We start from the raw sequence: 24455 nt of genomic DNA, 5'->3' as shown, positions 1-24455 counted from the left end.
GGCCAGGCATATCGGGGGCACCCGGCTTCGGCAGGTGCCATGCCTCACGTCACACATTCCTCACACGTGACCCTCACACCTGAGGCGGGACGTCGGCCCGATTCCCCGTACAATTCCACCCGTGAGTTCACAGGGGCAGCCGGAGCGTCGAGATCATGCCGTGCCCGGGATGGGCGATGCGCAGTCCTCCGCTCCGAGCCCCGTCGCCTGGCATCCCGTGGACCCGGCCTCCGCCGAGGCCGCGACGGGCCCCTCCTTCGCTCCCGGGGAGCTCGCCGCCGCATTCGAATCCGAGGACTCCGAACGCGCCGCGGAGGCGGAGGCAGCCGAACGCGAGTTCGCCAAGCGCCGTCGGCGCCGCGACCGGCGACCGGTGGTGGTGGCATTCAGCCTGCTCGGCGTGCTCGTGGCGGGCGGCGCAGTCGCCGCCACCACCGCCGCGAACGACCGCTACGTCGAGAGCGCGATCGCCGAGTTCGGCACGCTCTCCTACGCCCGGGACTCCGCGATCCGGCAGACCGACGGCGTGCTCGAGGACGCCGTGGAGGTACTGGAGAGCCGCAGCGACTGGGACGATACCGAGGCGATCACCGCCCTGGAGAGCGCCGTGGAGGAGGCCGAGGACACCAGCATCCGGCTCGCCGGGATCGATGAGGGTTCATTCGGCAACCTGCTCTCCGCCCGCCAGTCGCTGGCCGCCACCCGCAACGCCCCCGACACCCTGGAGGGTGAGCGCACCGAGGTGCGGCAGGCCATCGCGCTGGTGCTGGCCCTGCGCACCGCGGGCGCCGAGGCGGACCTCGCGAAGGCGCAGGCCGAGCTCGCCCAGGCCGAGGAGGCTCTCACCGCCGCGCTCGAGGCAGCCGAGCCCGAGCTCGGTGAGGAGGCGGACCTGATCGAGGCCGCCGAACCCGTCACGCAGCAGGCGGAGTTCAACGAGGCCCTCACCGCCAGCCGGGACCTGCTCGACGAGCCCGCAGCGCAGGAGATGGCCGACGCGGTGACCGTGGGTCAGGTGCGCACGAGCGCGCAGGTGAACGTGCTCGCGGAGAAGATCGCCCACCTGCGCGAGCGCGCCAGCGCGCTCCTGGAGGAGACGGACAGGCTCACCGAGCGCACGACGGCGTTGATCACCTGGCGCGAGGAGGAGGCGGCCCGGATCGCGGCCGAGGAGGAGGCGCGACGCCTGGCTGCCGAGGAGGCCGCCCGGCTGCAGGAGGGGACATCGGCTCCCGCGCCCACCACACCGAACCCGGCTCCCGCGCCCACCACACCGAACCCGGCCCCCGCACCGACCACGCCCAGCCCCTCGCCAGCCAGCCCCAGCCCCTCGCCGACCACGCCCAGCCCCAGCCCCAGCCCCTCGCCGACCACGCCCAGCCCCGCGCCCACCACGCCCAGCCCCGCGCCCACCACACCCAGACCCTCCCCGACCACGCCCAGCCCCACACCCAGCCCCACCGTGACGACGTCACCGCCCCAACCCTGACGGCCGACCTTCCGCGGCTATCGCCGGGAGCGTTGCCCGGCGCGCTGCGCGCTCGCGCCCCGGTGGGACGCGCGGACCTCCTCGACCTCTTCCGCGGTGAGTTCCAGCAGGTCCACCCCCACCTTCAGGGAGGACCCGGCGCCCTCCGTGAACACGACGCCGCGGAGCGGTGAGACGTCCATGTAGTCACGGCCCCAGCCCAGCACCACGTACCGGTTGTCGATGAACTGGTCGTTCGTGGGATCGATGTGCACCCAGCCACCGCCCGGGATCCACACCGAGGCCCAGGCGTGGGAGGCGTCCACGCCGCGCAGCTTCGGCCGCCCCGGGGGCGGGTTGGTCTCGATGTAGCCCGAGACGTACCGGGCCGCCAGGCCCATCGACCGCATGCACGCGATGAGCAGGTGCGCGAAGTCCTGACACACTCCCTGGCGCCGTTCGAGCACCTCCGCGAGCCGGGTATCGATCGTGGTGGAACCGGACGCGTACTCCAACTCGGTGTGGATGCGTCGCGAGAGGTCGGCAACCACCTCCGCCAGCGGGGTCCCGGGACCGAACGAGGGTGCGGCGAAGTCCCGCACCTGCTCGCTCACCTCCACCATCGGGGAGCCGAGGGTGGCCTCGGCCACCGCGATCACGGCCCGCCCACCGATGCCGTGCGCGGCGGCCTCCCCGCGGTGCGGGGAGCCGAGCGTGTGCGTCACCTCGGAGGCCTGCGACCAGGAGATCATCGGCATCCGCTCCACGCTGGCGCGGCGCCGGGTCACGGTCACCACCGACTCGGCGAGCACCTCCAGTTCGGTGTGCTCGGTGTCCACCATGAAGTAGGAGGAGCGGTTGCCGTGGTAGTCCTTGAACTCCGAGGAGTGCCGCACGTGCGGGGAGATGTGCAGGGCGGAGGTGTGCACCTGCTGCCCCCCTCCCTCCCGGGGCAGCATGACGGCCCGACCGTAGGACGCCGTCACGGGCTCGGGGTAGGTGTAGGTGGTGCGGTGCGCCAATCGGTAGTGGCGCACGTCCTCCTCGCGGTACTTGCTCATGACTCCCCCTTCCCCAGACCCGGTTCGCTCCAGACGGCCTCGTCCCCCACCTGGTGCGTGGGCCCGAACGGTGCGGGCGCGGCCGGCCCGGCCGCGCCGGCATAGGTTCCGGAGGCGTCCAGGAACGCGGTGGGCACCGGGTGGGTGAAGTGGATCCGCGCGATCTCGTCACCCAGAGCACGCAGCCGCCACGCCATCGCGGTGAGCACGTCCGCGAGCTGATCGCGCGACCCGTCCGCGCCGCGCGCGCCGAGCACATGGGTGTCCGCCTCGGCGAGCAGCCCGACGACGTCGGCCAACAGCGCATCCCGATCCCCCACCCCGCGGGCCGGGGCGGGCACCTGGGCGAGCGCCACCTGCAACTTGCTGAGTTGGAAGCGCAGGGAGCGCGGGTTGCGCTCGTCCATCAGCATCAGGTCCAGGAGGGTCTCGATGCTGGCGCGCGACTGGTAGCGGCGCCGATAGGTGATGCCGCTCTCGTGGGCGTTCAGCACACTCTCCAGTACCAGGGCATCCACCCCGGGGTCGCGGTCCGCGGTCAGCGTGGCCGCGAAGGTCTCCACGATGTACTGCGCGCGCTCCAGGCGACGGCCCGCATCCAGCAGGCACCAGCCGACGTCCCGCACCATCGCCTCGCCCAGGATTCCGGCGATGGACAGCAGCGGCTCCAGCAGCCGGGTGGTGATCGGGCCGACGTCCACCGCGCCCCGCTGCCGCTCCTGCCGCCGCCGCTGCACCTCCAGGGAGCGCTCGAGGGAGCTCAGCGCCGCCCACATGTCGCCCGAGAGTTGGTCACGCACGCCGGTGGCGCACTGGCGCAGCCCACCGACCGACTGCGCCACGCTGCCGAGCAGGTCGGGGTCGGTGACCAGATCGGGCAGGGCACCCGGACCCACCACCTCGGCCAGGGCGGCCTCCAGCACGCCCAGGGCGGCTGCGCCGTCGTACTGGATCCTGCTGGTGCCCGACGGCGCAGACCCGCCCTGGTCCGCGGGCCCGCCCGAGGCGGGGATCCCGTTGCCGCGGGCCGCGTCGGAGAAGTCGTTCCAGCGGTCGCCGATGGCGCGCACCAGGCGCGCGTTGTTCTCCGCCCGCTCCGCGTACCGCCCGAACCAGAACAACCCCTCGGCGGCGCCGGGGGAGATCGAGGAGGGCACCCGGCCGCGCGCCGGGACGGCCTCCTCGGTGAGCCACGGGTCGGAGACGGTGAAGGGGCGGGAGGAGAGCACCCACACGTCCTTCGCCGTGCCCACGGTGCCGGGTTCGACCAGGTCGGAGGCGCCGTCGGCCACCCGGGCCACCCCGCCGGACATGATCTCGTAGCCGTCCCCGGAGGCCGCCGCGAAGGTGCGCAGTTGCGTGGCTCGCGCCTCCAGCCGGGTGCCGTTCACGGTGGGCGTGGTGGAGGCCTCCACCCGCTCCTGCGCCACCCACAGGTGCGGTTCGGCGGCGATGCGCGCCGAGAGGTCCGCGCGCTGGCCGATCGTGAGTTCCCAGCCGCGCAGGCTCGGCGACCCGGGTGCGGTGTGGCGCACCACGAGGCGGTCCAGGTTGGCGATCACGTGCGAGCCCATCGAGCGCTCCCCGCACCAGTAGGTGACGGTGGAGGGGATGAGGAGTTCCTCCCCGAGCACCTCCCGGCACAACCGCGGCAGGTAGGTGAGCAGGCCCGGGTTGTCCAACACCCCGGCGCCGAGCGGGTTCGCGATCGAGACCGAGCCCTCGCGGGCGGCCTGCGCGAGGCCCGGCACGCCCAGCCCGTTGGAGCCGCGCAGTTCCAGCGGGTCACAGAACGCGGCCTCCACGTGGCGCAGCACCACGTCCACCGGCTCCAACCGGCCCAGGGCGCGCATCCACAGCCGGCCGTCCTCCACCACGAGGTCGGAGCCCTCCACCAGGGGGTATCCGAGCATCGTGGCGACATAGGCCTGGTCGAAGGCGGCCGCGGAGAACGGCCCCGGGCTGAGCAGCACGGCGCGCGGGGAACCCTCGGCGTGCTGGGGGGCGGCGCCGTGGACGGCGGCGCGCATGGCCTGGAAGAACGGGCCGACGCGGCGGATCCGGGAGTGGCGGTACAGGCCGGAGAGGACCTCGGCCACGATCCGGCGGTCCTGCATCGCGTACCCCATCCCCATCGGGACCTGGGCGCGGTCGGCGAGCACCTGCCAGGAGCCGTCGGCGTTGCGGGCGATGTCCGTGCCGAGCATCACCAGTTGATGCGGGCCGGGGTTGCGGATGTCGGCGACCTCGCGCAGCAGCCCGGGGTGGGCCAGCACCAGGGAGGGCGGGATGAGTCCGCTAGTCAGCAGTCTCGAGTCGCCGGAGATGTCGGTGAGGATGTGGTCCAGCAGCAGCGCCCGCTGCTGCAGGCCGGCCTCCACGCGGGCCCACTCGAGTTCGTCGAACAGCACCGGCAGCGGGTCCAGCCGCCAGGGCGCGGCGGCACGGCCGGCGCCGAACCGCACGCCGTTGTCCTCCAGCAGGTCCACGACCTCGCGGGCGCGGGCGGCGAGTTGACTGCCGTCGGCGAGCCCGGCGAGGTCCGCCATCTGGGCCCAGGCCTCGCGGGCCGCGCCGGTGGACTGCAGCATCTCGTCGTGCCCCGGGCCAGCGGCGCTGTACCCGGCCAGCACATCAGTCATCAACGCCCCAAAGAATCGTCAAATCGGGTAGGACGCCGCGCGCCGACCCATTCAGTTCTTTGTCATCCTATGACCCCTCGGTGTCGAGGGCCACGATCGCCCCGCCGCGCAGCACCGGGACCAGCGTGGTGGCATCCACGCGGGCCGCATCAGTGGGCGGGAGCGGGGGCGCCGCATCCGGCGTGTGGTCGAAGGCGCGGGCGGTCCCGCTCGCGGTGACCAGGTGCCCGACGGCGCGGCGCAGCCCGTGGAACGCCTCGCACGCCGCCGCGGCCTCCGGTGAGGTGTGGTCGGTGCCGAGCGCGCTCAGCGCCCCGACGATCGCGCCGGCGGCGAGGAGGTTCTCCACCGCGAACCGCGTCGACGTCTGCGAGGCCTCTGCGCTCGCCCCGACACCGAGGGCGGGGATCACCGCGATGCTCGTGCGCCCGCCCCGGGCGTGCTGCTCGGCCAGGCAGGCCCGCGCCACGGCCGTGGCGTTGCGTAGGTTCCCCCACAGCACGGTGACCTCGCCGCCCGGGTGAGCTGCGCCGTCGGGCACGCCGCCCGGGAGCGCCGCGGCGGAGACGGTGGCGGTGGGCTCCGCCTCCAGTGCGGCCAGGGGCGCGGCGCCCGGGCCCAGCACGTCCACGAGGACGAGGATGTCTGCCGGGGCGAGCCGTGCCAGTCCGGCGGCGCCCCACTCGAGGCGGACCTGGTAGCCGCCCTGATCGAAGGGGTTGGTCATCGGTGTACTCCTGTCAGATCACTGCCGTGCGTGGGGGTTCGGGTCGAAGCGCCGCCAGCAGGCCGGCGACGGTCATGACCGCCACGAAGGCCCCCACGGCGAGGAAGAGGACGTCCCAGCCGGGCACCCGCTCGTGCACCCAGCCGATGAGGATCGGGGCGAGCGCCGCCGCGGTGTAGCCGAAGGACTGCACGATCGCCGCCATCCGGCGGTTCTCGTCGCTCGTGGCGGTGCGGCGCACCACCAGCAGGAAGATCGTCGTGAAGAACGCCCCCTGCGCCACCCCGGTCACCAGCACCCACACCACCCACGCCTGCGGGGCGAGGATCATGCCGAGCGGCAGGGCCGCCCACATCGCGCAGATCGTGGCCACGAGCGCGACCTCGCGGGCACGGCCCCGCAGCGGCACCAGCGCGAGGAAGGCGGGAACCAGCATCGGGCCCACGATCCCGGCGACCTGGAAGCCCGCGGCACCCACCCCGGCGGCCTGGATGCTCAGCCCCGCGACGTCGCCCAGTGCTTCCGGCAGCCACGCGGTGACGCCGTACCAGCTCATCGCCTGACCGGCGAAGGCGAAGGCGAGCAGCCAGGTGGTGGGGTTCCGGCTCGCCCGGACCGGCGCGGGCGGCCGGCCGGCCGTGGGGCCGTGGGAGGTGTCCGGTGCGGTCGCGGAGGGGGTCCGGTCGGGGGCCTGGTCGGGGGTCCGGTCGGGGGCCTGGTCGGGGGTCGGCTCCGCTTCCTCGGATCCGGCGCGCGTCGTGGGGCGGTGCCGGTCGTGATCGGCCGAGCGCGGCAGCAGCAACAGCCACAGCAGCAGGCCGACCCCGCCGAGCACCACGCCCCACACCCCGGTGGCGAGCGGCCAGCCCAGGGAGACGGCGAGCACCGCCGTGGCGGCGGTCGCGGCGGTGGAACCCACGTTCATCGTGGCGGTGTAGGCGCCCATCAGGACCCCGGCGCGCATCGGGTAGCAGCGCCCGATCAGCACCGGGACCACGAGGTTGCCCAGCGAGATCGCCACACCCACCAGCACGGTGCCGAGAATCGCCATCGCCAGCGTGCCACCGCTGCGCAGCGCGGCGCCGAGCACCACCCCGATCAGGCAGATCGCGCCGGAGACCCGCAACCCCAGGCGGCCCAGCACCCAGGAGGAGCCCGGCGTGATGAGGCCGAAGCACAGCACCGGGATCGAGGTCAGCAGCGCCATCTGGGACGGGCTCGCCCCGAGCGCCTCGCCCATCTCGGCCACCACCGGCGGCACGGAGACGTACGGCGCGCGCAGCGCGAGGGAGAGGGCGAGCATCGCGACGATGCCGCCGGCCCCGGCGCCGCGCAACACGGCGGGGGCGGAGGTGGGCACGTCACCAGTGTGCGGGAGTCCGGCGTCCCGCGGCGCGGGTGTCCGCGATGCGTCCACCGGGCGGGCGAGAATGCCTCGCGAACGGGGCGGGGGAAGCGCGCGACCGGGAGCACCTCGCGGGGCGGGTCTCAGCCCGTGCTGCCAGGATGTGGCGGGTGACGCGAATCCTGCTGGACTCCCTGCCCTGGAGCGATGCGCCGTGGTGGCAGGAGGTCGTGATCCGCACCGGCCGGACCCCGCACATCGAGGGCTGGGCGGTGGACGCCGCCGGTCGTTGGTCGGTGTGGGCACCGCTGCTGATCGGCGTGGCGCTGGTTCTGGTGCCGGCGACCTGGCGGGTGGTGCGCATCCTGGTGACCCTCGTGCACGAGCTCGGCCATGCCGCGGTCGGGATCCTCACCGGGCGCCGGTTCACGGGGTTCGTGGTGCGCGGGGACATGTCGGGGCACGCGGTCACGGTGGGCAAGCCGCACGGACTCGGCCTCGCGCTCACCACCTGGGCCGGGTACCCGGCTCCCGCGCTGGTGGGCACGGGCCTGATCTGGCTCACCCTGCGTGGGTGGGCGCCGGCGGTGATGCTGGCTACCGCCGTCGTGAGCGTGCTGTGCCTGGCGTTCGTGCGCTCCTGGGCCACCGCCGGGGTCACCCTGCTGGTGGCGGCGAGCGCCGGCGCGCTGTGGTGGTGGCGGTCGGACTACCGCTCCGGCGCGGTCCTGCTGGTGATCGCGGCGCTCCTCCTGCTCGGGGCATGGCGGCACTGGGCCGCGGTCGCCCCCTCGCCGCGCGGCAGCGACCCCGCCGACCTCGCGCGGCAGACCGGGTGGCCGGGCTGGTTCTGGGTCGGCACCCAGCTGCTCGCGATCGCTGCGGCCACCGCCGGCGCCGTCTGGTGGCTCTGGAACGCCACCCTCGCCTGAGTCACACCCCGCACCGCACCGCCCCACCCCACCCCACACACGTGCGCGAATCCGTGCCTCCCGCGCCGCCCCGCCCCACACACGTGCGCGAATCCGTGCCTCCCGCGCCGGGGACGTGCCCGCAGGCCACGTCCCCGCCGCACGCGCCACGGTTTCGCGGTGTGGGCGGCGCGGCGGCGCGGCGGCGCGGCGGTGTGGGGGTGCAGCGGCGCGGCGGTGTGGGCAGTGCGGCGGTGCGGCGGTGTGGGCGGCGCGGCGGTGCGGCGGTGTGGGCAGTGCGGCGGTGCGGCGTCACGGGATGTCGGTGCGGGCCGGCATGGTCTGCGCGTAGGCCATCGCGAGCGGCACGGCGCCGACGAACGCCCAGGTGATCGACATGACGGCGAGCACGGCGGTGTCGGTCTCGGTGTCGAACAGCACCACCGTGAGCGTGGCCACCAGGATCGCGATCATCGCGCCGGGCGCCCAGTGCAGCCACCGAGGGTTCGGCGCGCGGTGCCGGAAGGTTCCCCACGCCGTCATGAGCGTCAGCGGCAGCATGATGGCCTCCCCCGCGGTGAGGGCGACCAATGCGACCGTGGCGTGCACCCCGCCGAACTGCGCGAAGACCGCCAGCGCGGCGAACCACACGATCGCCACATGCGCCCCGGCGGCCAGCAGAGTCGTCAAGGCACGGCGGCGCCTGCTGTCACCCCAGGCGGCGCGGCCGGTGCGCACCAGGTCGTCCGCGGCGGCGTCCGCGGCGGGATCGGCATCGGCCTCGGTATCCGTGTCCGTATCCGTCTCAGTGTCGGTGTCGGTGTCGGTGTCGGCCTGGGTGTCGGTCTCAGTGGCGGCGTCCTCGGCGTCGGCCTCCGTGCCGATACCAGTGCCCATGCCGCCACCCGCGTCGCCGGCGGCCTCCACCCCGCTGACTCGGGATCCCTCGGCCGGCGACGGCGCGCTCGCCCCGGCGGCCTGGCCCGACGGTGCGGACTCGCCGGAGACCTTGGAGACCACGTAGGAGGCGAGCGTGCCCGTCACGGTCCCGAACAGCACCAGGCCCACCATCATCAGCGCCGCGGCGATCACGCGGCCCTGCGTCGTCACCGGGTACATGTCGCCGTACCCCACCGTGGTGAGCGTGGCGATGGAGAACCACATGCCGTCGCCGAAGTTCTCGATCGTCGCACCGGTCGCACCCCGCTCGGTGCTCGTGAGCGCCAAGGAGGCGATGAGGAAACTGAGCGCGCTCGCCGCCACCGCGTAGGTCAGCACCCGGCCGCGGAACGTGCGCACCCCCACCCGGTCCAGGATCGAGAACAGTGCCACCAGGCGCAGGAGTTGGAGCTGGCGCACCATCGGCAACGCGAGCACCACCAGGTCCAGCAGGTGATGGAACACGAACCGACGCTTGGCGCGAGCGAGCACGAAACGCACCACGTAGTCCACCAGCAGCGAGAGCCACACCACCTGGACCACCACTGTGCACACCCGCTGCAAGGTGTGGTCCACACCCGGCCAGACGATCGGGACCGCGTAGGCCACGAGGAACGCGATCGCGGCGAGCGCCAGCGGCACCGCGGCGAGGCGCTCCCAGTGTTCGCGCCGTACCTCGGCCGGACTGGCCAGCGCGAGGCGCAGCCTGCCACGGCCTCGGGCCGTCTCGGTGGTCTCGCTCGCCTCGCTCATGCCCGTCATCGTAGGAAACCAGGCGGTGCCTCACCTCACGGCGCCTTGAGGAACGTCTCCTCCCCGAGCACCTGCATCCACACCGTCCACACCCACGCGACCTGCGCCACCGCGAGTCCGAGCAGCAGCGTCCCCACCCAGACCCGCGTCACCCACGCCCGCGGCTCACCCGCCCGCGTCAGGGCCATCGGCGTCGCGAGCAGCAGCGGCACGGCGAGGGGGAACGCGAGCAGCAGGAACCGCAACTGGCTGGAGATCACGTCCGTGACGGCCGCCAGGTAGAGCAGGTACGCGGCGCACCAGACCCAGGGCTCCGGGCGCAGCAGCGCCGCAGAAGCCGCAGACCGCCACGGTCGCGCGAGCCACAGCAGGGCGAGCACGAGCGCCACCGCACCGAGCGCGAGCGCCACCCCAACGCCGGAGAACGTCGCGAGCCGCTCCCACCCCTGGAACGGGGAGACCCCGGACTCCGGCCGCCAGGCCGCCTGCGTGGCCAGGTACGCATCGCCGCGGCCGGTCACCCACCCGGCGACCAGCGGCCACAGCCCGCCCGAGATGCCGCACACCGCCAGCAACCCCAGCCCCGAGGCGACCTCCGCCCGCCCGGGGCGAGCGGCGCCGTCGGGCACCTCGCGCCAGCGCAGCACCAGGTGCACCGCCACCACCACGGCCATCGGCAGCGCCACTGCCCGCGTCAGCCCGAGCAGCGCGACGGCGAGCATCGCCCAGCCGTAGCGCCGCCGCATGATGAGCAGCAGGCTGGTGGCCACCAGCAGCAGCGCGAGCGCCTCGGTGTACCCGGTCTGCAGCACGACGGCGGAGGGCCACAACGCGAGGGTCGCCACCGTGGCCAGGGGGAGCCACGGGTGACGGGCGGTGGCCTCGGGGGCGCCCACCACCACCGTGCGATGGATCACGAGCATGGCCGCGGCGCCCGCCATCAGGGACACGATCGGAGCCGTGACCAGCCACGTCGCCTCGATGCCGAGCAGCGCGAGGGCGTCCGTCAGCAGCCGCACCAGCATCGGGTAGAGGGGGAAGAACGCCCAGGCGTTGAGGTCGACGGCGCCGGCCGGCAGGGCGCCGGAGCCATCGGCGAGGGGCAGTTCCCCCGGGTAGCCCTCGGTCCAGATCCGCTCGTACCACCAGCCGTCCCACCACCGGGCCGCGAAGACGCCGTAGGGCGGGCGCGGGTCACCGTGCCAGCCGGGGAAGGACTCGGCCTGGTGATGGCGCGCGATGAGCAGCGCGGTGGTCGCGAGCACGCGGCTCGCGGCGTAGACGGCGAGCACCTGCCACGCCCAGGCGGGCGGGCGGAATCGGTCGGGTCTGCGGCCGGACGAGCGGTGGGGGGTGGGGCGACCAGCCGTGGTCGCGGCGCGCGTCACCCGATCAGCGTAGTGCGGGTACGGGCGCGGCCGGCACTCGTGCGATCCCGATCGATGAATCCCCCGTTCCGCGCGCAGCCCTGCGATCATTGAACGGTGAACGATCAGGACTCCCGCACGCCGACGTACACCACCCAGGGCGCCGCCTACGAGCGCGATGCCCGCTACCTCACCACCCGGATCACCGCCGATGGCAGCTCGCCCTACGCCGTCGAACCGGGGCGGTACCGCCTGGTGGCGGCCCGTGCGTGCCCGTGGGCGAACCGCGCGCTCATCGTGCGGCGCCTGCTCGGCCTGGAGGACGCCCTCGGCGTGGGCCTGCCCGGCCCCACCCACGATGCCCGCTCCTGGACCTTCGACCTCGACCCCGACGGGCTGGATCCCGTGCTCGGGATCCACTTCCTGCGGGACGCCTACCTGGCCCGGGACCCCGAGTACCCGCTCGGGATCACGGTGCCGGCGGTCGTGGAGGTCGCCACGGGACAGGTCGTGACCAACGACTTCGACCAGATCACCCGGGATCTCTCCTCGCAGTGGCGCGCACACCACCGCGACGGCGCGCCGGACCTCTTCCCCGCCGAGCAGGCGCAGGAGATGGAGCAGGTGATGCGCCGCGTGTACACCGAGGTCAACAACGGGGTGTACCGGTGCGGGTTCGCCGGGTCCCAGGAGGCCTACGACGAGGCCTACGACCGGCTGTGGACGGCGCTGGACTGGCTCGAGGAGCGACTGAGCACCCGGCGCTTCCTCATGGGCCCGCGGATCACCGAGGCGGATGTGCGGCTGTTCACCACCCTGGTGCGCTTCGATGCGGTGTACCACGGGCACTTCAAGTGCAACCGGAACCGGCTCACCGAGATGCCCGCGCTGTGGGGCTACGCGCGTGACCTGTTCCAGACCCCCGGGTTCGGCGACACCGTGGACTTCGAGCAGATCAAGCGGCACTACTACGGGGTGCACACCGACGTGAACCCCACCGGCATCGTGCCGAAGGGACCATCCCTGGAGGGCTGGCTCACGGCGCACGGCCGGGAGTCGCTGGGGGCGGGGTCGCCGTTCGGCGATGGCACGCCGCCCGGGCCGGTGCGCGACGGCGAAGCGGTCTCTCCCGGGCACTCGCCGCTGCCCTGAGTCGAGCTGGCGCCGACTCGCCGAGCGTGCGTCTACGCAGCGTTTACGCGCCCCACCTCGGCGCAACAGGCCGCTCGGCGGGCGAGAGCGGAGGTGCCTCAGCCCACCGGCACGGAGGACTCAGACGGCACCGCGCCGGGGGGACCGGCCACCTCGCGGCGGATCCGCGAGCGCCGGTCGACGGCGCGGCTGGTGAGCGCCAGGGCGAAGCCCGCGAGCGCCAGCACCACGCCGACCCAGCTGGGCGCCGCGTACCCCAGCCCGGCGGCGATCACCGCACCGCCCAGCGCGGCCCCGAGGGAGTTGCCGATGTTCAGCGCCGAGTGGTTCAGCGCCGCGGCCAGCGTCTGGGAGTCCCCCGCCACGTCCATGAGTCGGGTCTGGATCGCGGGCGAGATCGCCGAGGAGAACGCCCCGACGGCGAACAGCAGCAGGTACAGCGCCACCGGCTGCGCGGCCAGCAGCGCCAGCGCGAGCAGTGAGGCGATCAGCGGCGGGAAGAGCAGCAGTACCGCGCGCATCGACCCGGTGTCCGCCATGCGTCCACCGAGGAAGTTGCCGACCGTCATCCCCAGGCCCACGCAGACCAGCGACCACGGCACCGCCCCCTCGGGCAGGCCCGCGAGGTCGGTGGTCATCGGCGCCACGTAGGTGTAGACGGCGAAGAACCCGCCGAAGCCGATCGCGCCGAATCCGAGGGCGAACCACACCTGGCCACGTCGCAGGGCGCTGAGCTCCCGGCGGATCGTGGCACCGGCGTCGCCCGGCTGCGCGGGGACGGCCAGGGCGATCGCGGCCGTGGCGAGCGCGAAGATCGTGGTGACGGCGAGGTAGGCGATGCGCCAGCCGGAGCTCTGCCCGAGGGCGGTGATCAGGGGCACCCCGATCACATTCGCCACCGTCAGACCGGACAGCACCAGGGCGATGCCCTGGCCGCGCTTGCCGGGGCCCATCAGGCTCGCCGCCACGAGGGCCGCGATGCCGAAGTAGGCGCCGTGCGGGAGCGCGGCGATGAAGCGGGCCGCCACCGCGAGCTCGAACGTGGGCGCCAGCGCGGACATCGCGGTTCCCAGCGTGAACGCCGCGGTCAGCGCCAGCAGCACCCGGCGGCGCGGATAACGCGCGACGAGGGCCGCGATCGTCGGGGCGCCGACCACCACCCCGGCGGCGTAGGCGGAGATGAGCAGGCCGGCGCGGGCGATGGCGTCGGCCTCGTTCGCGTCCCACATCGAGGGCAGCAGGTCGGCGGCGATCTGGGGCAGCACGCCCATCGCCACGAACTCCGTGGCGCCGATGCCGAAGCCGCCGAGGGCGAGGGCGAGCAGCGCCCAACGGACGCGGGCCGGGCTGAGATCGGTCAAGGTGAGGCCTCTCGTGGGGTGGTGTGCACTCGCCGTCGAGTCATGCCGTGCGCCCATCGTAACGATTCGACAGGCCTGCACATTCCCCACGCATCGGCAGATCACTCCTCGCGCAGCACGCCATCCCGGATGAGTCGGAGGATCTCGCGAGTGATTCCACGCAGGTCCGCGTCGGGGTCGCGCTGGACGTGGGTGATGCTCGCGTCCAACAAGTGCTCGATCACCGACGCAACATCGCGGGCGGACTCACCTCTGACCGCGCCAGAAGCCAATCCGGTGCGAACCAGCCGGAGAAGCAGCCCTTCGGACTCCTCAGGCACCAGGTACAGCGGTGTCCCGTCCGCGTCGCGATGTGCGACCGCGATCGTCACAGCCGCCACGACCCGGCGACGCTGCTCGTCCACCATCTGGAGATACGTGCTGGCGTAGGCCATCAACCGCGCCGCAGCGTCGGATTGAGCGGCCACGGCAGCCTCTACCCGCTTCTCGATCTCCGCGAAGACCTCCTCGAGCACCTGCCGCAACAATGCGTCCTTGCTGTCAAAGTAGTACAGGAGCGCGCTCTTCGCCACGCCCGCTCTCGCCGCGATCGATGCGAGCGAAGCAGCGTGGTAGCCGCGCTCGGCGATGACGTCGATCGCGCCGTCGATGATCTGGGCACGCCGAGCCGCCTCGATGAAGGTGCCATTCATCGCGCATCGCCGCGGTAGGCGTCCAGGAGACCCGCCGAGGCGTCCGAAGCGAACTCAACCGCGTCGCGCGCACTGAGATCCGGCGCGGGATAGGCCCACCACCCAGCAGCCGTCATGAGGGTGACCGTACTCAAACCGAGTCGGCGCTGCAGGATGGACTGCCTCACCGCCACCGTGCTCACGGCATCGCGACGCAACGCCGAGGTGGTACGACTCATCGTCCCGGACCTCACGATCGCGTACTCCCTGTCCACGCCGTGCCCGAGCGCCCGGAAGGAGGCCCACGCCAGGAGCAACGCGAGGATCAGGAGCGGCGGAGCGAACCACAGCACGGTGAGCGGCACCAGCCCCACCACGAGGGACGGCGCGAAGAAGAGCACAACCGCCGCCACACACCAGGTCGCCCACCATGCCCGACGGCGCAGCGCAGCCCCGGGATGCCGGACCAACGGCGCGGCGAAGGGGTCCGCCGGCGCGAGGACCTCGCGAGCCACCTCGCGAGCCACACCGAGCGGGCCCCGCGGGACGATCGCGCTGGGTTGCTGCACACTCCACACACTCAGACCCGTGGTGATCACGTTCGTATCGGCCATGCGCATCCACCTCCACAGCAGCGGTTGACCGATCGAGATCCCACGCACGCGGGCCTCGTCGCGGTTGACCTCCCGTCTCGAGAGGAGTCCGCGGCGGGTCCGCAGATACGTCCCGGCGCCGGATCGGGTGCGCGCGAGTTCGAAGCCCCAGTACCCGACGATGAAGTTGACGGCCATGCCGAGCCCACCGACGACGGCACCCAGTCCGACGACGATCAGGACTCGATGCCACGCCCTGAGGTCGTCCCAGCCAGAGACGCTGTGCCCCACCTGCACGAGGTCCACGCCAACGGTGCCGAGCGCCCAGTACGCGCCCCACAGGACTCCCGCCGCCGTGACGTACCCCCACACACCCACCACGTTGTAGGCCACCCAGCCTGCCCGAAACCGCGCAAGCACCTGCACCTGCTCCCGATCGCCGTCGGGCCTCCCCTCTGGAACGGCAGCGGACGCGGGGTCGACCGGCTCCGCAGACGAGACCGGGACTCCCGGCGGCTTCCCGCTGCCGATCAGGAGTCGCTCCTGCAGGTTGAGCGCGTCGGCAACGCTCAAGGCGTCCAGATGCAGAGCGGACTCGCCCGCACCGGCCTGCTGCCCGGCACCGACCGTGACCACCCGCAGGCCGGAGAGCCGGTGGCGAAGATGAGCGGTGAGGTCCACGCTGCGGATCCGGTCCCGATAGATCATCCTCTCGCGGCGAACCAACACGCCGGTGCGGCGCTCCACGGCGTCGGGCGTCACGCGGTAGCGAGTCGCCGCCCAACGCACCAGATCTGCCCCCGCGGAGATGATCCCCCACATCGCGATCGCGACGAACGGCCACAACGAGGAATCGGTCGGCTCCACGTCGAACAGCGCGATGGCGACCACGCCCGGAAGTACCGACATCACGCTCTTGGCGAGGTCGACCCAGACCACACGCCCGCTGAGCCTCAGCCAGGGTCCCTCGTGCTGGCTGGGGCGGTCCGCTCCGTCATTCACGTGGCGTCACCTTCGTCGACGTCGGCGATGCGCGCGAGCCGCGTGGCGGCCTCCTGCGCCACCGTATGCTCCAGGCCGACGATGCGGACGGCGCCGGAGGAGGAGGCCGTCGTCACACGGAGCGTCGCCAGGCCCATGAGCTGCTCCAATGGTCCCCGGACTGCATCCACGGTCTGAATGCGCGAGGTGGGAGAGACGCGCCACTCCACCACCAGCCATCCCGTGCGGGCGTACGTGGCCTCGCGCGAGACCTCCCATCGGTGCACGCGGTAGCGCCACCACGGCTGCAGCCCAACGGTGGCGATCACGACCACCCCGACGACACCGATCGGCACCCACAACCACACGCGCGCCGAGGGCCACACGACCGCGACAACGATCAGCGCTGTGAGGATCGATCCCCACGCCAGCAGTGAGCGCAGCGCCCACCACGCAATCGCCCGCCGAGAGACGGGGAACTCGGGTTCCCGCAGATCAACGTCGCCCTGCGAATCCCGTGAATCCAGCATGTTCCCTCCTAGTTGACCGAACGGACTAATTCTAGACCGATCGGTCAAGCCCTCCGATGTCCCACACCGGCTACCATCGAATCTCCGCTACCAGGAGGACACACCACACCGTGCCCAGCGCCAGACCCGAGGGGTCGACGCCCGACCCCCAGCGCCCCAGTTCCACCGTGCCGCGCGCGCACTCCGGCCAGTCGCCCGCGAGAGACGACGACACCCGTGAGCGTCGACGTCCGGCGCACCATCTCGCGCACATCGACGTCACTCGCGCGCGCCGCCGCGCACCCGCGGCGCCGCCTCGCACGAGAACGCACCGCCGAGCCGCCGTGCACCCGGTCAGCGAGGCCCCCCGATGATCGCCACCTGGCTCACGCTGCTCGGCGGGATCGTCGCGATCGCCGTCATCATCGCCGCCAACGGGTACTTCGTGGCGCAGGAGTTCGCCTACATGTCCGTGGACCGGCAGGCGCTGCGCGCCCGCGTCGCCGCTGGGGACAAGCAGGCCGAACGCGCCCTGAAGGTGACTGGCCGCACCTCCTTCATGCTCTCGGGCGCCCAGCTCGGCATCACCGTGACGGGCCTGCTCGTGGGCTACGTGGCCGAACCTCTCGTGGGTTCCTCGATCGGCGAGCTGCTGGGACTGGCCGGGAGCGCGGCCTGGATCACCGCCGTCGTGCTGGCCGCCTCCACCGTGGTGCAGATGGTCTTCGGTGAGCTCTTCCCCAAGAACCTCGCCATCGCCAACCCCACGCCGCTGTCGCGGACCCTGGCCGCCTCCACACTGGCGTACCTGAAGGTCTTCGGTTGGCTCATCACCTTCTTCGACAAGTCCGCGAACGCGTTCCTGCGGCTGCTGCGCGTGGAGCCGGTGCACGACATCGACTCCTCCGCCACCGCCGAGGACCTCGAGCAGATCATCGACGACTCCACCGAGTCCGGTGACCTGCCCAAGGAGCTCTCGCTGCTGCTGGACCGGATCCTGGACTTCCCGGATCAGGACGTGGAGCACGCGATGATCCCGCGCTCCCTGACCGACACCGTGGAGCCGGAGACCAGCCTGCGCGAGATGCGCGTGCTGATGTCCGCCGGCCACACCCGCTACCCGGTGATCGCGGAGCGGGAGGAGCCGATCGGCGTGGTCCACATGGCCGATGTGCTGCCCTGCGCGAGCGACGACGACCGGCCCGTGACCGAGGTGATGCGCGATCCGCTCGTGGTGCCCACCACCATGCCGCTGCAGAGTGTGCTCGAGCAGTTGTTCGCCACCAAGAACGAGCTGGCCTGCGTGATCGACGAGTGGGGCGGGTTCGTGGGGGTGCTGACCGTGGAGGACCTCGCCGAGGAACTCATCGGGGAGATCACCGACGAGCACGACCCGCCCGAGGAGGACGACCTCACGCCCGACGGCGAGGACGCCTGGGTCATCGAGGGCGACGTGCACCTGGACGAGGTCGAGCGCGAGCTCGGCCGCGACCTGCCGCGCGGCGACTACGAGACCGTCTCCGGGCTGCTCATCGACGTGCTGGAGCGGCTGCCCGAGGAGGGCGAGCAGGTCCGCATCGACCTGCCCGTGGAGGGCTCGGACCTCGTGGAGGACGACCCGGTGCGCTACTACCTCCAGGTCGACATCCTCGAGATCGACCGCCACGTGCCGGCCAAGGTGCGGGTGGAGATGTTCGAGGAGCCGCTGGAGGAGGAGCCGGAGGACGACGAGGTGCACGACGGCGCCGCGCACCCGGGTGAGGAGTCCTCGCCCGGGAGCGGCGGGGGTTCCCCCTCGCGGGCACACGCGGACGCGGATCCCGCCTCCGAGCAGGAGGAGGAGCGATGAGCATCTGGACGACCCTGGCGATCACCGCCGCGCTGATCCTGGCGAGCGCCTTCTTCGTGGTCATCGAGTTCGCCCTGCTCGGCGCGCGCCGCCACCGGTTGGAGGCGATGGCCCCCACGGACCGCGCGGCGCGTTCGGCGCTGCGGGCGATGAACGAACTGACGATCATGCTCGCCGTCGCCCAGCTCGGGATCACGGCCTGCACGTTCGCGCTCGGTGCGATCACCGAGCCCGCGGTGCACCACCTGCTCTCCCCCGTGCTGGACGAGTGGGGCCTGCCGTACTGGCTGGCCGATGGGATCGCGTTCGCGCTGGCCCTGGGTGTGGTGACGTTCCTGCACCTCGTGGTCGGCGAGATGACGCCGAAGTCCTGGGCGATCGCGCACCCCGAGCTGGCCGCGCGGCTGGTGGGTCCGCCCGCCCGGGCGCTGGCCTGGCTGTTCCGCCCCATCCTGGTGATGGTCAACGCGATGGCGAACTGGCTGGTGGCCAGGGCCGGGGTGGAGCCCGTGGAGCGCGCCGCCGTGGGCGGCCGTGACGCGGAGACCATCCGCCAACTCGTGGAGTACTCCGGTCAGGTCGGCTCCCTGGAGCCGCGGCTGCAGAGCCAGATCTCCCAGGTGATGGACCTGCAGAAGCAGACCGTGGGCGACCTCACCAGGCCGGGATACCCCACCTCGGTGGCGCACGGCGCCACGGTCGCGGACGTGCGCCGGGAGGCCACCCGTACCGGGCACCTGCGGATCCTGGTGCGCGACGACGCCGACCGCGCCACCGGCGTGGTCCACGTGCGCGACATCCTCGTGGCCAACGACGCCGACCTCGCACGGGACTTCGTGCGAGCGCCGCTCGTGCTGCCCGCCGACCTCACGGTCTACGAGGGGCTGTCGCAGATGCAGGCCGCGAGCGTGCAACTGGCCGTGGTGGACCACCCCGAGGGCACCCGCGTGGTCACCCTCGCGGACGTGATCCGCCGCGTGCTGCCGATCGGCGCCCAGGGGCGATCGGGGAACTGATCTCCCCGGATGTCGGTGGGCTGCGGCACGCTGGGGTCATGAGCACACCGGAGAGCTCCACCCCGTCCAGCTCGCAGTACACCGGGCGCACCATCGTGGTGCTCGACGGCGCACGCGAGGCCTGCGAGAGCACGGTGGGCAGGCTGGGGTTGCGCACGGTACGCCCCAGCGGGATGCGGGGCACCGGGATCGGGGGGCTCACCCCGGCCTCCCCCGGGGACGCGGTGCTGCTGGACTCCCTCGGCATCGCGATCCTGCCCGAGGCCCCCGCCTTCATGGCGGAGGCCGTGGAGGACCCGGAGATGGCGGTCCGTGCCGCGGAACCGGAGGTGTGGGTCCACACGCTCAGCACCCCGCCGGATCCGTCCGACCCGTCCGATCCCGCGGACCCGCCCGGGCCGGACGACCCGCCCGGCCCGCCGTTCTCCGACACGGCCGCACTCACCTGGGGCCTGCAGGCCTCAGGGATCCTCACGCGCGGCGGGGCCTATTCCGGGGCCGGTATCCGCGTGGCCGTGCTGGACACCGGGATCGACACCGGCCACCCGGACTTCACGGGGCGCGCGATGGTGACGGAGTCCTTCATCGACGGCGAGGGCGTGCAGGACGGCAACGGCCACGGCACGCACTGCGCCGGCACGGTCGCGGGCCCGGACGTGCCCGCCGGGGGCGGTCGGCGGTACGGCGTGGCCCCCGACGCCGCCCTCATCATCGGCAAGGTGCTGGGCGACAACGGCTCCGGCACCTCGGGCGGGGTGCTGGAGGGGATGAACTGGGCGATCGAGCAGGGCGCCCATGTGATCTCCATGTCGCTCGGCAGCGACGTCGCGATCGGGCAGAGTTACCTGCGGTACTACGAGGCGGCGGCGAGCGCCGCCCTGGCGGCCGGGTCGATGGTGGTGGCCGCCGCCGGGAACGCCGGGTGGGCGCCGGTGAACTCACCCGCGAACTGTCCCTCCGCACTGGCCGTGGCCGCGGTCGGCCACAGCCTGCTGCGGGCGGAGTTCTCCTGCGTGGGCCTGAACGGGGACGGCGGCGAGGTGAACCTCGCTGGTCCCGGCGTGGCGGTGTACTCCAGCGTGCCCGTCTCGCTCGGTTCCTACGCCGTACTCAGCGGCACGTCGATGGCAACTCCGCACGTCGCGGGCCTCGCTGCGCTCCTCGCTCAGGCCACAGGACTTCGGGGGCAGGAACTCTGGGATGCGCTACTGGCCGGTGTGCTTCCGCTGACCGAGGAGGCCCAACTCGTGGGCCGGGGTCTCGCGCAGGTGCCGACCTCCGCCTGAGGGGACCGCAGCCCGCCTGCTGGGCCGCGCTCCCCGTGGGGAACTGCCCTGGCGCGGTATCCGCCCGCGGCATACCCCCGCGGCACCGGAGCCGTCGCGCACCCTGCTGACGCCGTTCTGGCCAGTATCGCCCGGCCCCTCCCGGCGCGTTCGTGCCGGGAGTACCCTTCCGGCATGAGCGAGGGGTCGAAGGAGCAGAGCGGCTCCGGGCACGGGGCCACGGGGCGTGCCGTGGGAAGGAACGCCCGTCGCGTCATCGTCACCGTGACCGAGGACGTCGAGAAGGCACTGCCCACCCTGGAGGGTGCCGGCCTGCACGTGGAGCGGACCCTCACGGCGATCCACATGGTGGTGGGTGTGGTTGACGAGGACCACCGCGAGGCGCTGATGAGCCTGCCGGGGGTCGCGGTCGAGGACGACACCGAGGTGTCCATCCCGCCGGGAGAGGTGCCCGAGCCCCCGCGGTGAGCGCGATCCACGCACTGGCGCAATGGGTGATGCGGCCGGCTGGGCACTCGGGCCCGGACGATGCGATGGCCCGGGCGGCGAAACGGCGAACGCCGAGGCCACGGGCCTCGGCGTCCTGCGGAGCGGGTGACGGGAATCGAACCCGCGCTGTCAGCTTGGGAAGCTGAAGTTCTACCATTGAACTACACCCGCGACGTGCCGGGACGGGGACCACCCTTCACGGCAACGACGACCATCCTAGCGCGTGATGTGGGGTGCCCGCGCGCACGCCTCGCCGCGTGGAGCGGGCGCCTCCGCAGACCGCCCACCACCCACCCCCGCCGAGCGGGTTCCTGCGCAGCGTGCGGGCACGAGAACCCCGCCCAACCACACACTGGGCGAGTCCCACCCCCGCACAACCACACACTGGGCGAGTCCCACCCCCGCCCAACCACACACTGGGCGAGTCCCACCGCCCGCTCGGCATCTGCAGCCACGCGCATGTATCAGGCATGCCCCTGGCGCCTCCTGAGTCGTATGGCAACAATGTCGAAGGTGGAGACACCACGCTCGCAGGCGAGTGAGTCGGCCGATCCGTGGCAACGTGCGGCCGACGCGTTCGTGGCGTGGCGTGATGAGGAGACATCGGCCTCGGCGCTGGTCGAGGTGATGACCCCGGTGCTGTGGCAGGTGGCTCGCGCGTACGACCTCGACGAGGAGCAGGCGCGCGATGGCCTGCAGAACGTCTGGCTCGCGCTGGTCCGCTCCCGCGAGGCCATCGCCGACCCCCAGGCGATCGGCGCGTGGCTGATCACCGCCACCCGCCGCGAGGCCTGGCGCCTGCGCACCGCCGCCCGCAGGCTGGAGCAGCGGCGCGCGCCGGTGAACCCGGAGGTCGAGCTCGATCACTACCTTCCCCACCACCGCGCCGCGGAGGAGGAGGCGCTCGAGCGTTCGGAGTCCCGGCGGCTCTGGCGCGCACTCGCCGCCCTCCCCGAACGCTGCCGCAGGCTGCTGCGAGTGATCGCGTTCAGCGACCGCCCGAACTATGCCGAGCTCGCCGCCGACCTCAAGATGCCGGTCGGCTCGATCGGCCCCACGCGTGGACGCTGCCTCGGCAAGCTCCGCACCGCGATGACCTCGCGCCCCACGACCCTCCCGCCCACCACGCCGCCTTCGGCCCCGTCCCGCTAGGAGCCCCGATGACCGTCAACGACCCGCTGCTCCACGAGATCGCCGCGTTGTGGCAGCGACTGGACCCGCCGCCCGCCGGCCTGGCCCGGGATCTCACCGAGGCAGTGGACGCGGCGCGCGCGGCTGAGGCCGACGACGCAGCGGAGCCCGCCGACGGCGTGGCCGAGGTCGCCGACGTGGACGAGCTGGACATCGAACTCCTCGAGCTGGTCGCCCGCCACGACGCGCTCGCGCTGGGCGTGCGGGCCGGCACCCACGCCGGGGCGGTGGAGCCGCTCGTGCTGGAGTTCGCCGGACGCGAGCGCCAGATCCTCCTTCGCCTGTCCCCCGGGCGGATAGACGGCTGGGTCGCCCCGCCCACGCCCGGATCCGTCGAGTTGCACGGCACCGGCGCCGGCACGGCACAGGTGGACGACGGCGGACGCTTCGTTCTCGACAACGTCCCCGCGGGCATGGCCTCGCTCCTGTTCGACCTGGTCCTCGGGCCATCCCTGCACACCCGTCACCGCACCCCGGGCTTCCAAGTCACGCCCGATCCCGTACCCCCTGGGCGGTAGGCGCTCAGGTAGACACCGACCGCACGCCAGACCGACCGACCGCACGCCAGTCCACTCACCCGGCAGGAGTCGAGGATGTCCCACCCCGATCGCACACCCGCAGCCACCCGCCCCTGGCGCGCGGCCGACCCGAAGGGCACCGGCGCGGGCACGATCCATCTCGCCGATCACCTGCTGGTCACCGGCAAGGACACCGCGCGCTCGATCGCGCTGCTGCGTGAGGTCGCGGCGGAGCGCGGGTGGATCGTGGCCCCCGAGACCGACACCGCCGAGGACGCCGTGCGGGTGCTGCGCAGCGCGGGCGCCGACACCGTGACGCGACTGCGTATCACCCGGCAGCCGGGCGCGGCCGAGCCCGACGCCAGCGGACTGCTCGAGGCCGCCCGCGCCCGGGAACCGCACCTGGCCGCCGGGCTGGACCATGCGGTGTTCCTCGCCGCCTTCCACCCGCAGGGGCCCGGGATGTACGGCACCAACGGCATCGGGATGTACGGGACCAACGGGATCGGGATGTACGGAACCAACGGCAAGGGGATGTACGGCACCAACGGTGTCTCCCCGGCGAGCAGCTACCAGCTGCCGGGTGCAGGTGGACGCAGCCCCGTCGCCGTCGTGCTGCGAGCGCCGGACCGGGGCGAGGAACCCGCCGACCCCGAGACCCGACGCCCCGCGATCGGCTTCCTGGACTCCGGCTGCGGGCAGCACCCGTGGCTGGCCGATGTGGTGCGCCGTCGGGTTCCCGGGAGCGCGGCGCAGTCATCCGCGGAGGAGGACGGCGATCAGCTCGGACCGCTGGACGGCGTACTGGATGCGGTGGCGGGCCACGGCACGTTCATCGCGGGCATGCTGCGGCAGCGCGCCCCGCACGCCGACCTGTACTCCTGGCGGATCTGCGACGGCGCCGGCGTGGTCCCCGAGTCCGATCTGCTCAGCGCGCTGGAGAACGTGGCGGACCTTGTCGCCGCCAACCGCGAGGACCCCGGCACCGGCGTCGGCCTGGACGTGCTGTGCCTCTCGCTCGGGTTCTACCCCGAGGACCCCGACGAGGCGGACGACGACCACATCCTGCGGCCGAGCCTGGAGCGCCTGACCCGGCTCGGGGTCACGGTGGTGCTCTCGGCCGGCAACGAGGCGACCAACCGGCCGTTCTACCCCGCCGCCTACGCGGGTGCGGGCCTCAGCGGCGCCCCGGTGCTCTCGGTCGGCGCTCGCAACCCGAACGGCACCATCGCCCTGTTCTCCAACACCGGGGACTGGGTCACCACCTACGCCACCGGGGCCGCGCTGGTGAGCACGTCGCCGCCGCTGCGGGGCGGACTGCAGCCCCTGGCCGCGCGCGAGAGCCTCCCCGGCGGCCCCTCGCAGCGCCGGGAGAGCCTGGACCCGGACGACTACAGCGCACCCGACCCCGGCAACCCCGACGAGCCGCAGGGAGGATTCGCGATCTGGAGCGGAACCTCCTTCGCCGCCCCCGTGGTCGCCGCCGAGGTGGCCGTAGCACTCGGCCGCACCCTGCCGAGGAAGCAGAGCGGGGACGACGCCGTTGCCCGGGCGCGTGACGCCGTCGCCCGGGCGGGGCTGACGCTGCCCGAGACCACGTGACGCTCAGCCGGCGCCGTGGCAGGC

20 protein-coding genes and 1 tRNA gene are annotated in these 24455 nt (G+C 72.9%); 10 read left to right on the top strand and 11 right to left on the bottom strand.

Going from position 1 to position 24455, the window contains the following annotated elements; translation table 11 throughout:
* Positions 1-121: 121 nt before the first annotated feature.
* Positions 122-1489 carry a hypothetical protein gene (locus tag ATL40_RS14915; protein WP_169925846.1) on the top strand — a complete coding sequence of 456 codons (1368 nt, stop codon included), beginning with the start codon at positions 122-124 and terminating at the stop codon, positions 1487-1489.
* A 17-nt stretch (positions 1490-1506) separates the two neighbouring features.
* Here the strand turns inward: ATL40_RS14915 and ATL40_RS00930 are convergent, their stop codons facing one another.
* The 4 genes from ATL40_RS00930 to ATL40_RS00915 all read right to left on the bottom strand — a co-directional run bounded on the left by ATL40_RS00930 (position 1507) and on the right by ATL40_RS00915 (position 7258).
* A complete protein-coding gene (locus ATL40_RS00930; protein ID WP_098467898.1) occupies positions 1507-2529 on the bottom strand; it encodes a transglutaminase family protein in 1023 nt (340 codons plus the stop codon).
* Positions 2526-5171 (bottom strand): circularly permuted type 2 ATP-grasp protein, encoded by a 2646-nt coding sequence (locus ATL40_RS00925; RefSeq protein WP_098467897.1) that lies wholly within the window; start codon positions 5169-5171, stop codon positions 2526-2528. The genes ATL40_RS00930 and ATL40_RS00925 overlap by 4 nt, the downstream gene beginning before the upstream one ends.
* 67 nt (positions 5172-5238) lie before the next feature.
* On the bottom strand, positions 5239-5898 hold the full coding sequence (locus ATL40_RS00920) for a phosphosulfolactate phosphohydrolase (protein WP_098467896.1): 660 nt from the start codon (positions 5896-5898) through the stop codon (positions 5239-5241).
* Between the two features lie 13 nt (positions 5899-5911).
* Entirely contained in the window at positions 5912-7258 is a 1347-nt protein-coding gene (locus ATL40_RS00915; protein ID WP_098467895.1) for an MFS transporter, read from the bottom strand.
* A 155-nt stretch (positions 7259-7413) separates the two neighbouring features.
* On the opposite strand from ATL40_RS00915, the gene ATL40_RS00910 reads away from it, so the two are divergent.
* Positions 7414-8175: a M50 family metallopeptidase gene (locus tag ATL40_RS00910; protein WP_245866556.1), complete on the top strand. Its 762-nt coding sequence runs from the start codon at positions 7414-7416 to the stop codon at positions 8173-8175.
* Positions 8176-8466: 291 nt separating this feature from the next.
* Here ATL40_RS00910 and ATL40_RS00905 read toward each other — a convergent pair whose 3' ends face one another.
* Together ATL40_RS00905 and ATL40_RS00900 are read right to left on the bottom strand one after the other, a co-directional pair.
* The gene (locus ATL40_RS00905; protein WP_143556831.1) at positions 8467-9846 is read right to left on the bottom strand and encodes a potassium channel family protein; all 1380 of its coding nucleotides are present in this window, start codon (positions 9844-9846) and stop codon (positions 8467-8469) included.
* Positions 9847-9881: 35 nt separating this feature from the next.
* Complete coding sequence (locus ATL40_RS00900; protein ID WP_143556830.1) at positions 9882-11234, bottom strand: hypothetical protein; 1353 nt, start codon at positions 11232-11234, stop codon at positions 9882-9884.
* A 96-nt stretch (positions 11235-11330) separates the two neighbouring features.
* Between ATL40_RS00900 and ATL40_RS00895 the strand changes: the two genes are divergently transcribed.
* Complete coding sequence (locus ATL40_RS00895; protein ID WP_098467891.1) at positions 11331-12365, top strand: glutathione S-transferase family protein; 1035 nt, start codon at positions 11331-11333, stop codon at positions 12363-12365.
* 98 nt (positions 12366-12463) lie between these two features.
* Here the strand turns inward: ATL40_RS00895 and ATL40_RS00890 are convergent, their stop codons facing one another.
* The 4 genes from ATL40_RS00890 to ATL40_RS00875 form a co-directional block, all read right to left on the bottom strand.
* Positions 12464-13726: an MFS transporter gene (locus ATL40_RS00890; protein WP_245866553.1), complete on the bottom strand. Its 1263-nt coding sequence runs from the start codon at positions 13724-13726 to the stop codon at positions 12464-12466.
* Between the two features lie 101 nt (positions 13727-13827).
* On the bottom strand, positions 13828-14418 hold the full coding sequence (locus ATL40_RS00885; protein WP_098467889.1) for a TetR/AcrR family transcriptional regulator: 591 nt from the start codon (positions 14416-14418) through the stop codon (positions 13828-13830).
* The gene (locus ATL40_RS00880; RefSeq protein WP_098467888.1) at positions 14415-15992 is read right to left on the bottom strand and encodes a PH domain-containing protein; all 1578 of its coding nucleotides are present in this window, start codon (positions 15990-15992) and stop codon (positions 14415-14417) included. Before ATL40_RS00880 ends, ATL40_RS00885 begins: the two co-directional genes overlap by 4 nt.
* A complete protein-coding gene (locus tag ATL40_RS00875; RefSeq protein WP_098467887.1) occupies positions 15989-16501 on the bottom strand; it encodes a PH domain-containing protein in 513 nt (170 codons plus the stop codon). The genes ATL40_RS00880 and ATL40_RS00875 overlap by 4 nt, the downstream gene beginning before the upstream one ends.
* A gap of 349 nt (positions 16502-16850) precedes the next feature.
* Here ATL40_RS00875 and ATL40_RS00870 point away from each other — a divergent pair, with 349 nt between their 5' ends.
* The 4 genes from ATL40_RS00870 (at position 16851) to ATL40_RS00855 (ending at position 21099) form a co-directional block, all read left to right on the top strand.
* Positions 16851-18329, top strand: coding sequence for a hemolysin family protein (locus ATL40_RS00870; RefSeq protein WP_098467886.1), 1479 nt, complete (start codon positions 16851-16853; stop codon positions 18327-18329).
* Positions 18326-19345, top strand: a complete 1020-nt coding sequence (locus tag ATL40_RS00865; RefSeq protein ID WP_098467885.1) for a hemolysin family protein — start codon at positions 18326-18328, stop codon at positions 19343-19345. Before ATL40_RS00870 ends, ATL40_RS00865 begins: the two co-directional genes overlap by 4 nt.
* 38 nt (positions 19346-19383) lie before the next feature.
* Positions 19384-20631 (top strand): S8 family serine peptidase, encoded by a 1248-nt coding sequence (locus ATL40_RS00860; RefSeq protein WP_098467884.1) that lies wholly within the window; start codon positions 19384-19386, stop codon positions 20629-20631.
* Between the two features lie 174 nt (positions 20632-20805).
* Positions 20806-21099 carry a hypothetical protein gene (locus ATL40_RS00855; RefSeq protein WP_098467883.1) on the top strand — a complete coding sequence of 98 codons (294 nt, stop codon included), beginning with the start codon at positions 20806-20808 and terminating at the stop codon, positions 21097-21099.
* A 121-nt stretch (positions 21100-21220) separates the two neighbouring features.
* On the opposite strand, the gene ATL40_RS00850 is transcribed toward ATL40_RS00855, so the two are convergent.
* A tRNA-Gly gene (locus tag ATL40_RS00850) sits at positions 21221-21291 on the bottom strand.
* Positions 21292-21633: 342 nt separating this feature from the next.
* Here ATL40_RS00850 and ATL40_RS00845 point away from each other — a divergent pair.
* The 3 genes from ATL40_RS00845 (at position 21634) to ATL40_RS00835 (ending at position 24431) form a co-directional block, all read left to right on the top strand.
* On the top strand, positions 21634-22272 hold the full coding sequence (locus ATL40_RS00845; RefSeq protein WP_169925845.1) for an RNA polymerase sigma factor: 639 nt from the start codon (positions 21634-21636) through the stop codon (positions 22270-22272).
* A gap of 8 nt (positions 22273-22280) precedes the next feature.
* On the top strand, positions 22281-22829 hold the full coding sequence (locus tag ATL40_RS00840; RefSeq protein ID WP_098467881.1) for a hypothetical protein: 549 nt from the start codon (positions 22281-22283) through the stop codon (positions 22827-22829).
* Positions 22830-22904: 75 nt separating this feature from the next.
* Positions 22905-24431, top strand: a complete 1527-nt coding sequence (locus ATL40_RS00835; RefSeq protein WP_098467880.1) for a S8/S53 family peptidase — start codon at positions 22905-22907, stop codon at positions 24429-24431.
* Positions 24432-24455: the final 24 nt, after the last annotated feature.

Source organism: Serinibacter salmoneus (genome assembly GCF_002563925.1).
Lineage (GTDB): Bacteria > Actinomycetota > Actinomycetes > Actinomycetales > Beutenbergiaceae > Serinibacter > Serinibacter salmoneus.
Note: the sequence above shows the minus strand (reverse complement) of the source record. Positions and strands in the feature narration are given on the sequence as shown.

Coding starts and splice junctions, on each gene's coding strand:
- ATL40_RS00920 (WP_098467896.1), bottom strand. CDS start 5,898: ATGACCAACCCCTTCGATCAGGGCGGCTACCAGGTCCGCCTCGAGTGG.
- ATL40_RS00925 (WP_098467897.1), bottom strand. CDS start 5,171: ATGACTGATGTGCTGGCCGGGTACAGCGCCGCTGGCCCGGGGCACGAC.
- ATL40_RS00885 (WP_098467889.1), bottom strand. CDS start 14,418: ATGAATGGCACCTTCATCGAGGCGGCTCGGCGTGCCCAGATCATCGAC.
- ATL40_RS00835 (WP_098467880.1), top strand. CDS start 22,905: ATGTCCCACCCCGATCGCACACCCGCAGCCACCCGCCCCTGGCGCGCG.
- ATL40_RS00875 (WP_098467887.1), bottom strand. CDS start 16,501: ATGCTGGATTCACGGGATTCGCAGGGCGACGTTGATCTGCGGGAACCC.
- ATL40_RS00865 (WP_098467885.1), top strand. CDS start 18,326: ATGAGCATCTGGACGACCCTGGCGATCACCGCCGCGCTGATCCTGGCG.
- ATL40_RS00855 (WP_098467883.1), top strand. CDS start 20,806: ATGAGCGAGGGGTCGAAGGAGCAGAGCGGCTCCGGGCACGGGGCCACG.
- ATL40_RS00905 (WP_143556831.1), bottom strand. CDS start 9,846: ATGAGCGAGGCGAGCGAGACCACCGAGACGGCCCGAGGCCGTGGCAGG.
- ATL40_RS00860 (WP_098467884.1), top strand. CDS start 19,384: ATGAGCACACCGGAGAGCTCCACCCCGTCCAGCTCGCAGTACACCGGG.
- ATL40_RS00870 (WP_098467886.1), top strand. CDS start 16,851: ATGATCGCCACCTGGCTCACGCTGCTCGGCGGGATCGTCGCGATCGCC.
- ATL40_RS00840 (WP_098467881.1), top strand. CDS start 22,281: ATGACCGTCAACGACCCGCTGCTCCACGAGATCGCCGCGTTGTGGCAG.
- ATL40_RS00930 (WP_098467898.1), bottom strand. CDS start 2,529: ATGAGCAAGTACCGCGAGGAGGACGTGCGCCACTACCGATTGGCGCAC.